The 14,366-nt window shown below is 76.1% G+C and carries 1 protein-coding gene; it reads left to right on the top strand.

Annotation, left to right across the window (positions count from 1 at the left end; all coding sequences use genetic code 11):
• Positions 1–40: 40 nt before the first annotated feature.
• Positions 41–14,350 carry an amino acid adenylation domain-containing protein gene (locus ACPU2J_RS29085; RefSeq protein WP_423834337.1) on the top strand — a complete coding sequence of 4,770 codons (14,310 nt, stop codon included), beginning with the start codon at positions 41–43 and terminating at the stop codon, positions 14,348–14,350.
• The last annotated feature ends 16 nt before the right edge of the window (positions 14,351–14,366 follow it).

The following is a 14,366-nucleotide window of genomic DNA, read 5'->3' as shown; positions in this document are numbered from 1 at the left end:
CGCCGTCCCGGTCCCGCCGACGACCACTGGAGCACCATCCATGAGCGACCGCATCCCCCAGCGTCTCCCCCTCACCGGGGCGCAGACCGGCGTCTGGTACGGCCAGCGGCTCGACCCGGAATCCCCGGTCTTCAACGTCGGCCAGTACGTCGAGATCCAGGGCCCGGTGGACCCTGAGCTGTTCACCGCCGCGCTGCGGCGCACCGTCGCCGAGTGCGACGCCCTCACCGCGGCCTTCGGGGAGGACGCCGACGGCGAGCCGTACCAGGTGGTCCCGGCCGACCCGGCCGGCCTCCCGGTCGTGGTCCCCGTGCTCGACCACGCCGAGCAGGACGACCCGTACGGCACGGCCCTGTCCCTGATGCACCGTGACATGGCCACCCCGGTCGACCCGGCACGGGACCCGCTGTACTGCTTCAGCCTGCACCGGGTCGCCCCGGACCGGACGCTGTGGTACCAGCGCGTCCACCACATCGCCCTCGACGCCTACGGGTTCTCGCTCGTGTCCCGGCGCACCGCCGAGGTGTACACGGCGCTCGCCGAGGGCCGCGACCCCGGCCCCTCCCCGTTCCCCGGCCTGTCCGCGGTCCTCGACGAGGAAGCCGCCTACCGGGGTTCGGAGCGGCACGCCGCCGACCTCGCCCACTGGCAGGACCGGCTGGCCGGACTCCCCGAACCGTCCCCGCTGAGCGGCGCCGCGCACCCCGCCGCGCACTCCTTCCTGCGCGCGCACGCCGAACTGGGCCCCGGCCCCACCGGCCTGCTGCTGGCCGCCGCCCGCACCGTGCGGGCCAGTTGGGCCGACGCCGTGACCGCCGCGTTCGCGGCCTGGCTGCACCGGGCCGGCGGCTCCCGTGACGTCGTCCTGTCCCTGCCCGCCATGGCCCGTCTGGGCTCCGCCGCCCTGCGCGTGCCCGCGATGGTGGTCAACGTGCTGCCGCTACGGGTGGCCGTGCATCCGGGACTCCCCTTCGGCCGGCTGGTCGCCGACGTCGCGGCCGGGGTGCGCGACCTGCGCCGCCACCAGCACCACCGGGCCGAGGACATCCGCCGCGCCCTGGGAGCGGGGCACGCGGACGGCTCCGCCACCTTCGGTCCCATGCTCAACGTCAAGGCCTTCGACTACGGCCTGGACTTCGCCGGCGCACCCGCCACCGTCCACAACGTGGCCGCCGGCCCCGTCGACGACCTCACCCTCGGCGTGTACCACGACGAGGCCGAGGGCCGGATCCGGCTGGAGCTGGATGCCAATCCGCACGCCTACGGCCCGGCCGCCGCGGCGCAGCTCGTCGCCGAGTTCGCCCACTTCCTGACCGGCTGCGCCGAAGCCGGGGCCGACTCCCCCGTCGGCCGTCCCGACCTGCTCGGCCCGGCCGCCCTCGTGACCGCCGTCGGGGGCGGCGACGAACGCGCGGTCCCGGCCGGGCCCGTGGTGGCCGCCTTCGCGGAGGCCGCCCGCCGCCACCCCGACGTCCCCGCCGTGATCGCCGGGGACACCGTCCTCGACCACGCCGAACTGCACGCGCGCGCCGACCGGCTCGCCCGGCTGCTCATCGGGCGGGGCGTGGGCCCCGAGTCCTTCGTCGGGCTCGCCCTGCCGCGCGGCGCCGACCTGGTGGTGTCCCTGCTCGCCGTGCTCAAGGCGGGCGGCGCCTACCTGCCGCTGGACCTCGAGTACCCGGCGGACCGGCTGCGGTTCATGGTGGAGGACGCCCGCCCGGTGTGCGTCCTGACCACCCTGGACAGCGCCGCCCTCGCCCCGCTGGCGCCCGGCACCGAGCAGATCGTGCTGGACGCCCCCGACACCCTGGCCGCGCTGGCCGACCTCGCCGACGGCCCCGTCACGGACGCCGACCGCCGCGCGCCGCTGACCGGCGCCCACCCCGCGTACGTGATCCACACCTCCGGCTCCACCGGCCGGCCCAAGGGGGTCGTGGTCCCGCACGACGCCCTCGCCAACTTCCTGCACATGCAGGCCGAGGTGCTGGCGCTCGCCCCCGCGGACCGGCTGGTCGCCGTCACCACCGTCTCCTTCGACATCCACGTCCTGGAGATCCACACCCCCCTGCTGTGCGGGGCCACCATCGTCCTCGCCGACCGGGACACCGTCCGCGAACCGGCCGCCCTGGCCGCCCTCGTCGACACCCACCGGCCCGCCGTCATGCAGGCCACCCCCTCCCTGTGGCACGCCCTGCTGGAGGACGGCCGGCCCACCGCGCTCGACGGCACCCGGGTCCTCGTCGGCGGTGAGGCGCTGCCCGCCGCGCTCGCCGAGCGGCTCGCCCGCACCGCACGGTCCGTCACCAACGTCTACGGCCCCACCGAGGCCACCGTGTGGGCCACCTCGGCCGACCTCGACGCGGACCACATCGGCGTGCCGGCCATCGGCGTGCCGTTCTGGAACACCCGCGCCCACGTCCTCGACGCGGCCCTGCGCCCCGTTCCCGCCGGGCGGGCCGGCGAGCTGTACCTGGCCGGCACCCAGCTGGCCCGCGGCTACCTGGGCCGCCCGGCCCTGTCCTCGGAGCGGTTCACCGCCGACCCGTTCGGCCCGGCCGGCTCCCGGATGTACCGCACCGGCGACCTGGTGCGCCGTGACGACGACGGGCGGCTGGAGTTCGTCGGCCGCGCCGACGACCAGGTGAAGCTGCGCGGGCACCGGATCGAGCCGGGCGAGGTGGAGGCGGCGCTCGCCGCGGCCGCCGGCACCGGCCGCGCCGTGGCCCTCGTACGGGAGGACGAGCCCGGCCGGCAGCTGCTGGTCGGCTACGTCACCCGCGGAGCGGACGGCACCGCCCCCGACCCGGGTGCGGTGCGGCGCGCCGCCGCGGAGGTCCTGCCCGCCTACATGGTCCCGGCCACGGTCGTCGTGCTGGACTCCTTCCCGCTGACCGCCAACGGCAAGGTGGACCGCAAGGCGCTGCCCGCGCCCTCTGCGGGAGCCGCCGGCCAGGGTGGCGGGCGGGCGCCCCGCGGGGCCCGGGAGGAGATCGTCACCGGTGTCCTCGCCGACGTCCTGGAGATGCCGGAACTCGACGCGGAGGACGACTTCTTCGCCTTCGGCGGGCACTCGCTGCTCGCCTCCCGGGCCGCCGCCCGGCTGCGGTCGGCGCTGAACACCGGCTGCGCGATCCGCGACGTGTTCGAGGCCCGGACGGCGCGGGCGCTCGCCGCCCGGCTGGCCGGCCGGTCCGCGCCGGCCCGCCGCTCCCCCGCCGCGGCCGAGCGCCCGGAGGTGCTGCCCCTGTCGTACGCGCAGCAGCGCCTGTGGTTCCTGCACCAGCTGGAGGGACCCTCCACCACCTACAACATCCCGTTCTCGGTGCGGTTCGAGGACCGGCTCGACGCGGCCGCCCTGGCCGCGGCCCTCACCGACACCGTCGCCCGGCACGAGTCCCTGCGCACGGTGTTCGAGGAGCACGACGGCGTTCCCGCGCAGCGGATCCTGCCGGCCGACGCCTCCGGGGTGCTGCTGCGCGTGACCGAGACCGACGGCGGCGGGGTGGACGCCGCCGTGGACGCGGCGCTCGGCCACCGCTTCGACCTGGCGGCGGGCGCCCCCGTCCGGGTCACCCTGGTCCGCACGGACGGCGCCGGGGACGTGCTGGTGGTGCTGCTGCACCACATCGCCTCCGACGAGTGGTCGATGGGCCCCTTCCTGGCCGACCTGACGGCCGCCTACGCCGCGCGGACGGAGGGCCGCGCCCCGGAGTCCACCGCGCTGCCCGTCCAGTACGCCGACTACGCCCTGTGGCAGCGCGAGCTGCTGGGCTCGCCCGCCGACCCGCAGTCGCTGGCCGCGGACCAGGCCGCCCACTGGCGGCAGGTGCTCGCGGGCGCCCCGCAGGAGCTGGCCCTGCCCGCCGACCGCGGGAGGCCCGCGACGGCGGCCGAGGCGGCGGCCGGCGCGATGGTCTACCGGCCGGTCCCGGACGCGGTCGGCGACGGCATCCGGCACCTGGCCCGCGAGAGCGGCACCAGTGTGTTCATGGTGGTCCACGCGGCCGTGGCGGCTCTGCTGCACCGGCTCGGCGCGGGCGACGACATCGTCCTGGGCACGCCGGTCGCGGGCCGCTCCGACAGCGCCCTCGACGACCTGGTCGGCTTCTTCGTCAACACCCTGGTGCTCCGCACCGACCTGGGCGGCGACCCGACCTTCACCGAGCTGCTGGCCCGGGTGCGGGCCGCCGACCTGGCCGCCCTGGACCACGCCGACCTGCCGTTCGACGCGGTGGTGGAGGCGGTGGCGCCCGAGCGGTCCCCCGTCCGGCACCCGCTGTTCCAGACGATGGTCTCGCACAGCACGATCAGCCAGGACCTGCGGACCCTCTTCGGGCTGCCTGCACGCGTGGACCGGATCGACCCCGGCGCCGCCAAGTTCGACCTCGACGTCACCTTCTCCGACTCCGCCCACGGCACCGGCCTGGAGCTGGAGGTCTTCTACGCGACCGCCCTCTTCGACGCGGCCACCGCGGAGGCGTTCACCGAGCGGCTGCTGCGGATCCTCGCCGAGGCCGTGACCGACCCCGAACGGCCCGTCTCCGCCTGGGAGCTGCTGGACTCCGCCGAGCTCGCGGCACTGGAGCGGTGGAACGCCACCGGCCGTCCCGTCGCCCCCGAATCGGTGACGGAGGTGCTCGCGGCGAGCACCGCCGCGCACCCCGACGCCCTCGCCGTGGTGGCGGGCGCGGACCGGCTGACCTTCGCCGCGCTGGACGAGCGGGCCGCCCGCCTGGCGACCCTGCTCGTGGAGGCGGGCGCGGGCCCGGACACCGTCGTCGCCCTGGCCGTGCCGCGCTCCGCGGACACCGTGGTCGCGCTGCTCGCCGTCCTGCGGGCGGGGGCCGCGTACCTGCCGCTGGACCTGGACCACCCGGCCGACCGGCTGGCCTTCATGCTCGACGACGCCGCGCCCGTGTGCGTGGTGACCACCGGCTCCGCCGCCGGCCGGGTGCCCGGCGTGCCCGCGCTGGTCCTGGACGCCCCGGAGACGGTGGAGCGGCTGGCCGTGGCCGCGCCGCTGCCGCAGGCCGCGGTGCACCCGGAGCACGCCGCGTACGTCATCTACACCTCCGGCTCCACGGGCCTGCCCAAGGGCGTGGTGCTGCGGCACGCGGGCCTGACCCGGCTCTTCCGCGACCACCAGCGCGACCTGTACGGGCCGGTCGCCGAGCGGCTGGGCCGCCGGGTGCGGGCCGTGCACACGGCCTCCTTCTCCTTCGACTCCTCCTGGGAGCAGCTGCTGTGGCTGGTGGCCGGCCACGAGCTGCACGTCCTGGACGAGTTCGGCCGCCGGGACGCCGAGGCCGTCGTCGGCTACGTGCGGGAGCACCGCATCGACGCCCTGGACGTGACCCCCTCGTACGGGCGGCAGCTGGTGGACGCCGGCCTGCTGGCCGGCGAATGGCGCCCCGCGTTGTTCCTGCTCGGCGGCGAGGCCGTGCCGCCCGGCCTGTGGGCCGAGCTGCGCGAGGTCTCCGGCGTGGAGACCGTCAACTACTACGGGCCGACCGAGTTCACCGTGGACGCGCTGGTCGCGCGGGTGGGCGACAGCCCGTCGCCCGTGGTGGGCCGGCCGCTGGACAACGCCCGGGCCCACGTCCTGGACGCGCGGCTGCGACCGGTGCCGCCGGGCGTGCCCGGCGAGCTGTACCTGGCCGGCGAGCAGAACGCCCGCGGCTACCTGGGCCGTGCCGCGCTGACCTCGGAGCGGTTCACCGCCGACCCGCTGGGCGCGCCCGGCACCCGCATGTACCGCACGGGCGACCTGGCACGGTGGCGTGCGGACGGCCTGCTGGAGTTCCTGGGGCGCACCGACGACCAGGTGAAGATCCGCGGCTTCCGGGTGGAGCCGGGCGAGGTCGAGGCGGCGCTCGCCGCCCTGGACGGGGTCTCGGCGGCGGCCGTGCTGGTCCGTGAGGACCTGCCGGGCGCGGCCGGACTGCCGGAGCTGGTCGGCTACGCGGCCTCCGCGTCGGCGGACCCGGAGGAGCTGCGGCGCGCCCTGGCCGCCGTGCTGCCCGAGCACCTGGTGCCGGCCGCGGTGGTGGTCGTGCCGGAGCTGCCGGTGAACGTGAACGGCAAGCTGGACCGGGCGGCCCTGCCCGTGCCCGGCCCGCGTGCCGCCGGGGAGTCCCGGGCGCCGCGCGGGGCGGCCGAGGAGCGCGTCGCGGCGGTGTTCGCCGAGGTGCTCGGGCTGGCCTCGGTCGGTGCGGAGGACGACTTCTTCCGCCTGGGCGGGCACTCGCTGCTGGCGACGCGCCTGGTGGCGCGGATCCGGGCGGCCGGTACGGCCTGCTCGGTGCGGGACGTCTTCGAGGCGCGCACGGTGGCGGGGCTCGCGGAGCGGCTGACCGGCCGGGGCGGCAGCGGCCGCACGGAGCCGGTCGCCCTCGCCGTCCGCCCGGAGCGGCTGCCCATGGCGCCGGCCCAGGCGCGGCTGTGGTTCCTGGACCGGCTGGACGGCCCGTCGGCCACGTACAACGTGCCGCTGGCGGTACGGCTGTCGGGGCCGGTGGACGCGGACGCGCTGCGGGCCGCGGTCACCGACGTGGTGGCCCGGCACGAGGCACTGCGCACGGTGTTCGGCGAGGACGCGGAGGGCCCCTTCCAGCGGGTGCTGGAGCCGGCCGCGGCCGAGGTGCCCTTCACCGTGACGGCGGTCGGCGGCGAGGAGACCGAGGCGGCGCTCGACGCGGCCGCGGGCCACGCCTTCGACCTGGAGCGGGAACTTCCCGTGCGGGTGACCCTGCTGTCGGAGGGCCCGTCGGAGCACACCCTCCTCGTGCTGTTCCACCACATCTCCTCCGACGAGTGGTCGACGGGCCCGTTCCTGGCGGACCTGGCCGCGGCGTACGCGGCGCGTACGGCGGGCCGGGCGCCGGAGTTCGCCCCGCTGCCGGTGCAGTACCCGGACTACGCGCTGTGGCAGCGCGGGCTGCTGGGCGACGCGGCCGCACCGGGCTCGGTGGCCGCGGCGCAGGCGGCGTACTGGAGCGGGACGCTCGCCGGGATCCCGGCCGAGCTCGCGCTGCCCGCGGACCGCAGCCGTCCGGCGGTGCCCTCGCACGAGGGCCGCACGGTGACGGTGGGCCTGCCCGAGCACCTGGCCGCCCGCCTGGAGGAGCTGGCCTCCTCCACCGGGACCACCCTGTTCACGGTGGTGTCCTCGGCGCTGGCGACGCTGCTGCACCGGCTGGGCGCCGGCGAGGACGTGCCGCTGGGCTTCCCCGCGTCGGGGCGGACGGCGGAGTCCCTGGACCCGCTGGTCGGCTTCTTCGTCAACACCCTGGTGCTGCGCGCGGACCTGTCGGGCGACCCGGGCTTCGCGGAGCTGCTGCAGCGCACGTCGCGGGCGGCGGCCGGGGCCCTGGAGCACGGGGACCTGCCGTTCGACGCGGTGGTCGAGGCGGTGGCACCGGAGCGTTCGCTGTCCCGGCACCCGCTGTTCCAGACGATGGTGGCCTACGAGGGCGGCACGCCGATGCCGTCCGGCCTGTTCGGCGAGGCCGTGACGGCGGCCGAGCGCCAGGTCGGCGCGGGCGCCGCCAAGTTCGACCTGGAGGTGCTGTTCCGGCGCACCCCGGTCGGGATGAGCTGCGGGATCCGGTACGCCGTCGACCTGTTCGACGAGCCGACGGTCATGTCCCTCGCGGGCCGGCTGGTGCGCCTCCTGGACGTCGTGGCCGCCGATCCGACGGTCCGGCTGTCCGCGATCGCGCTGATGGACGAGGCCGAGCGCGAGCAGGTCCTGCACGGCTTCAACGACACCGCCGTCACCCTGGACGGACCGGCCACCCTCGCCGACCTGGTCAGCGCCGGAGCCCCCGCGGCCCATGGCCCCGCCCTCGTCTTCGAAGGCACCGAACTGTCCCGGCCCGACTTCGAGTCGGCCGTCAACCGCCTCGCCCGACTCCTCATCGACCGCGGCGTCGGACCCGAGTCCATCGTCGCCGTCGCCCTCCCCCGCTCCACCGACCTCCTCATCGCCCTCCACGCCGTCGTCCGCGCCGGAGGCGCCTACCTCCCCCTCGACCCGTCGCTGCCGGCCGACCGGCTGACGTACATGACGGCGACGGCCCGTCCGGTGTGCCTGCTGACCGACACCGCTTCGGCGGCGGCCGTACCGGCGGCCGACGGGATGGACGTGGTGCTGCTGGACGCGGCGGGGACGGCGGCCGAGACCGCGGCCCTGCCGGACGGTCCGGTGACGGACGCGGAACGGACGAGGCCGCTGCTGCCCCGCCACCCCGCGTACCTGATCTTCACCAGTGGTTCGACGGGACGGCCGAAGGGCGTGTTCGTGGAGCACGAGGCGATCGTCAACCGCCTGGAGTGGATGCAGCACGCCTACCGGCTCACCGCCGAGGACCGCGTCCTGCAGAAGACCCCCACCGGCTTCGACGTCTCCGTCTGGGAGCTGTTCTGGCCCCTCGCCCAGGGCGTCCCGCTCGTCATCGCCCGACCCGAGGGCCACAAGGAGCCGGCGTACCTGGCGGAGCTGATCGGTGAACAGCGGGTCACGGTCTGCCACTTCGTGCCCTCGATGCTCGGCGCCTACCTGGCCGAGCACACCGTCGGCAGCGCCCCGGCCCTGCGCCTGGTCGTGTGCAGCGGCGAGGCCCTCACCACCGACCTGGTGGAGCTCTTCCACGCCCACAACACCCACGGCGCCGAACTGGCCAACCTCTACGGCCCGACCGAGGCCGCCGTGGATGTCACCGCGATGACGGCCGCCGCCGGTGCGCAGTCTCCCAGCGCCCCGATCGGTACGCCGGTGTGGAACACCCGCACCTACGTCCTCGACACCCACCTCAACCCCGTACCCCCCGGCACCCCCGGAGAGCTCTACCTCGCCGGCACCCAACTCGCCCGCGGCTACCTCACCCGACCCCACCTCACCGCAGAACGCTTCACCGCAGACCCCCACGGACCCACCGGCAGCCGCATGTACCGCACCGGCGACCTCGTCCGACAGACCCCCGACGGCACCCTCCACTACCTCGGCCGCACCGACCACCAGATCAAACTCCGCGGCCTGCGCATCGAACCCGCAGAAATCGAAAACACCCTCACCACCCACCCCCACCTCACCCACACCACCGTCCAACTCCGCGAAGACACCCCGGGGGTCCAGCACCTGGTGGCGTACGTGGTCGTGGCCGCCGGGCTGGCGGAGCCCGGCGCGGCGGAGCTGCGCACGTGGGCGGCGGACCGGCTGCCCGAGTACATGGTGCCGAGCTTCTTCGTGACGCTGCCCGCCCTGCCGCTCTCCGCGAACGGCAAGCTCGACCGCAAGGCGCTCCCCGCGCCCGAGCTGCCCGGGGCCACCGTCTCGCGGACCCCGCGCGACGCCCGCGAGGAGATCGCCGTCGGCGTGTTCGCGGACGTCCTGGGCCGGGAGGCGGTCGGTGCGGACGACGACTTCTTCGCGCTCGGCGGGCACTCGCTGCTCGCCGCCCGGGTGGCCGCCCGGCTGCGCGAGGCCCTGGGCGGCGACTGCGCCGTACGCGACGTGTTCGAGCTGCGGACCCCGGCCCTGCTGGCCGCGCGGCCGGCCGGACGGGCCGCGGGCGACGCCCGCCCGCTGCCCGTCCTGGCCGGGGCGCCCGCCCTGCGCGCCGGCCGGCCGCCGCTGTCGTACTCCCAGCACCGGCTGTGGCTGCTGGACGCGCTCCGCGGCACCGGCACCGTCTACAACGTGCCGGTCGCGGTGCGGCTGCGCGGACCCGTCGACACGGACGCGCTGCGCGAGGCCGTACAGGACCTGGCGGCGCGGCACGAGGTGCTGCGCACCGTGATCGCCGAGCACGAGGGCGAGCCCTACCAGCGCGTCCTGCCGGCGGAACGGGCCGTGGTGCCGTTCGACGTGCGGGAGGTCCCCGCCGACCGGCTCGGCGCCGAGGCGGTGGCCGCGGGCGGCCACGTCTTCGACCTGGAGCGGGACCTGCCGCTGCGGGTGACGCTGCTGCGGGCGGCCCCGGACGAGGCGGTGCTGCTCGTGCTGCTGCACCACATCGCCACCGACGAGGCGTCCACCGGCCCGCTGCTGGCCGACCTATCGGCCGCCTACGCGGCCCGTACGGCGGGCCGGGTGCCGCAGTTCGCCCCGCTGCCGGTGCAGTACGCGGACTTCGCGCTGTGGCAGCGGCAGCTGCTGGGCGAGCCCTCCGACGCCGGGTCGGTGGCGGCCGCGCAGGCCGCGTACTGGCGTGAGGCGCTGGCGGGCGCCCCCGCGGAGCTGGCCCTTCCGGCCGACCGCGGCCGCCCGGCGGAGCCGACCTTCCGGGGCGGTGTGGTGCCCTTCGCCGTCAGCGCCGCGACCGCGGACGGGCTGATCCGGCTGGCCCGGGGCGCCGGTGCGACCCCGTTCATGGTGGTGCACGCGGCGGTGGCCGCCCTGCTGCACCGGCTGGGCGCGGGTGAGGACATCCCGCTCGGCAGCCCGGTGTCGGGACGCGGCGGCGGGCAGGAGCTGGACGGTCTGGTCGGCTTCTTCCTGAACACCCTGGTCCTGCGGACGGACGTGTCCGGGGACCCGGGCTTCGCCGAGCTGGTGGGCCGGGTGCGGGACACGGCGCTGGCCGGGTTCGCCCGTGCCGACCTGCCCCTCGAGGCCGTGGTGGAGGCGGTGGGACCCGAGCGGTCCCGGTCCCGCAATCCGCTCTTCCAGACGATGGTGACCTACCACTCGGCGGAGCCGGCGGCCGAGCTGCGCGAGCTATTCGGCGTGCCCACCGAGGAGTTCCCGGTGGAGACCGGCGGCGCCAAGGTGGACCTGGAGCTGGCCTTCGGGACCTTCCGGGCGGACAGCGGCTTCGAGGGCGGGATCCGGTACGCCACGGACCTGTTCGACGAGCCGACGGTCGCCGCCCTGGCGGGCCGGCTGGTGCGCCTCCTGGACGTCGTGGCCGCCGATCCGACGGTCCGGCTGTCCGCGATCGCGCTGATGGACGAGGCCGAGCGCGAGCAGGTCCTGCACGGCTTCAACGACACCGCCGTCACCCTGGACGGACCGGCCACCCTCGCCGACCTGGTCAGCGCCGGAGCCCCCGCGGCCCATGGCCCCGCCCTCGTCTTCGAAGGCACCGAACTGTCCCGGCCCGACTTCGAGTCGGCCGTCAACCGCCTCGCCCGACTCCTCATCGACCGCGGCGTCGGACCCGAGTCCATCGTCGCCGTCGCCCTCCCCCGCTCCACCGACCTCCTCATCGCCCTCCACGCCGTCGTCCGCGCCGGAGGCGCCTACCTCCCCCTCGACCCGTCCCTCCCCGGGGACCGGCTGACGTACCTGCTGGACACCGGTGGCCCGGTGCTCACGCTGACGGACGGGGATTCGGCCGCGCTGCTGCCGACGGGTCCGGAGATTCCGCGGGTGGTCCTCGGTTCGGCCGAGGCCGACGCGGAGCTGGCCCGCCGGGCCGACGGTCCGGTGACGGACGCGGAACGGACGAGGCCGCTGCTGCCCCGCCACCCCGCCTACGTCATCTTCACGAGTGGTTCAACGGGACGGCCGAAGGGCGTGCTCGTCGAACACGAGGCGATCGTCAACCGCCTGGAGTGGATGCAGCACGCCTACCGGCTGACGCACGCGGACCGCGTCCTGCAGAAGACCCCCACCGGCTTCGACGTCTCCGTCTGGGAGCTGTTCTGGCCCCTCGCCCAGGGCGTCCCGCTCGTCATCGCCCGACCCGAGGGCCACAAGGAACCCGACTACCTCAACACCCTCATCGCGGAACAGCGGGTCACGGTCTGCCACTTCGTGCCCTCGATGCTCGGCGCCTACCTGGCCGAGCACACCGTCGGCAGCACCCCGGCCCTGCGCCTGGTCGTGTGCAGCGGCGAGGCCCTCACCACCGACCTGACCACGCAGTTCCACGAGCACAACGCCCAGGACGCCGAGCTGGCCAACCTCTACGGACCCACCGAGGCCGCCGTGGACGTCACCGCGCACGGCACCACGCGCGACTGCTCCGAGGCGACCGCTCCGATCGGTACGCCGGTGTGGAACACCCGCACCTACGTCCTCGACACCCACCTCAACCCCGTACCCCCCGGCACCCCCGGAGAGCTCTACCTCGCCGGCACCCAACTCGCCCGCGGCTACCTCACCCGACCCCACCTCACCGCAGAACGCTTCACCGCAGACCCCCACGGACCCACCGGCAGCCGCATGTACCGCACCGGCGACCTCGTCCGACAGACCCCCGACGGCACCCTCCACTACCTCGGCCGCACCGACCACCAGATCAAACTCCGCGGCCTGCGCATCGAACCCGCAGAAATCGAAAACACCCTCACCACCCACCCCCACCTCACCCACACCACCGTCCAACTCCGCGAAGACACCCCGGGCGTGCGCCGGCTGGTCGCCTACGTGGTGCCCGCCGAGGGCCGGACCGTGGAGGTGGAGGAGCTGCGGGCGCTGGCCGCCGCCCGGCTGCCGGAGTACATGGTCCCGTCGGCGTTCGTGACCCTGGAGCGGCTGCCGCTCTCCGCGAACGGCAAGCTCGACCGCAAGGCGCTCCCCGCGCCCGCCCTGCCCGCGGCGGCGGCCGCGGCCGTGGCCGCCGCCGCTACCGCCGCCGCCCCGGCCCCCCTGGCCGGCGCCGAGCCGGTGGACGTGCTGCGGGCCCTGGTGGCCGAGGTGCTGGGACTGCCCGCGGTCGGCCCGGACGACAACTACTTCGAGCTGGGCGGCGACAGCATCGTCTCCATCCGCCTCGTCGGTCTCGCCCGGAAGGCCGGGCTGACCATCTCCGCCCGGCAGGTGTTCCAGCACCCGACCCCGGCCGCCCTCGCGGGGGTCGCCGTCCGACGCGACGGTGCGACGGCCGCCCCGGTGCGGCCCGCCGACGGCGGGCCCGGCCCGCTGGCGCTGCCGCCGGTGGCGCAGTGGCTGGCCGAACGCGGCGGCCCGTTCGCCTCGTTCGCGCAGGCCAGGCTGGTGCGGCTGCCGGTCGGCACGGACCGGACGGCGCTCCGCGCCGCGCTCCAGGCCGTCCTGGACCACCACGACGGGCTGCGGCAGACCCTGACCGTGGCCCGGGCCGGGGTGTGGAGCGCCGAGGTACGGCCCGTGGGCGCGGTGACGGCCGAGGCCGTACTGGACACGGTGGACGCCGCCGGGGCGGACGACGGGGCGCTGCGCGAGCTGCTGGCGCGGGAGTCCGGCCGGGTGTCCCGGCTGCTCGACCCGGAGTCCGGCGTGATGCTGCGGGCGGTCCACTTCGACCGTGGTCCGGACGCCTCGGGCCGGCTGCTGCTGGCCGCGCACCACCTGGTGGTGGACGAGGTGTCCTGGCAGATCCTGCTGCCGGACCTGCGGGCGGCGTACGAGGCGGCGGCCGCGGGCCGCAGGCCCGAGCCGGAGCCGGTGCCGACCTCCCTGCGGACCTGGACCGGGCACCTCCTCGCCGAGGCCCAGGCCCCGCGCCGGACGGCCGAGCTGGACCACTGGCTGGCGGCCTCCGCGGCCACGGCCCCGCTGCTGGCGCACCGGGCCCTGGACGCCCGTACCGACACGGTGGCCACCGCCCGGAAGCTGACCGTCCGCGCGTCCGCGGACCGGACGGCGCCGCTGCTGCGGGAGGTTCCGACGGCCTTCCACGGCACGGTCGGCGACACCCTGCTGACGGCGCTGGCCCTGGCGGTCGGCGACCTGGCGGCCCGCAGGGGACTCGCGTACGGCGAGGGCTTCACGGTGGACCTGGAGGGCCACGGCCGGGAGCAGGAGCTGCTGCCGGGCGCCGACCTCACGCGGACGGTGGGCTGGTTCACGGCGATCCATCCGCTGCGGGTGACGGCCCGGTCCTACGACGCGGCCGGCGTGCTGGCCGGGCGGGACGACGCGGGTGCGGCCCTGAAGGAGGTCAAGGAGCTGCTGCGGCAGGTACCGGACGGCGGGGTCGGCGCGGGTCTGCTGCGCTACGCGAACCCGGCGACGGCGCGGCTGTTCGACGGCGCGGCCCGGCCCGAGGTGCTGTGGAACTACCTGGGCCGGCAGACCGGGACGGCGGATCCCGACTGGGGTCCGGCGGCGGAGGGCGACGCCCTGGCGGCGCGGCCCGATCCGCTGCTGCCGCTGTCGCACCCGCTGGAGATCACCACCGAGATCGGTGACGGCCCGGACGGGCCGGAACTGACCGCGACGTTCACGTGGGCGGGCGAGGCCGTCCCGCAGGACGCCGTCGGGGAGCTCGCGGACGGCTTCCTGGCTGCCGTGGACGCCCTGGCCGCATGGGCGGCGCACGGCACCACCGGGGGGTACACCCCCTCGGACCTCGACCTGGTCGACCTCGACCAGGACCAGATCACGATGCTCGAAGACATGTGGAGGGCCCAGCAGTGACCCAGGCCAAGATCGA

The organism is Streptomyces manipurensis (assembly GCF_049570255.1).
Lineage (GTDB): Bacteria > Actinomycetota > Actinomycetes > Streptomycetales > Streptomycetaceae > Streptomyces > Streptomyces manipurensis.
This window is presented reverse-complemented; position numbering and strand designations above follow the sequence as displayed.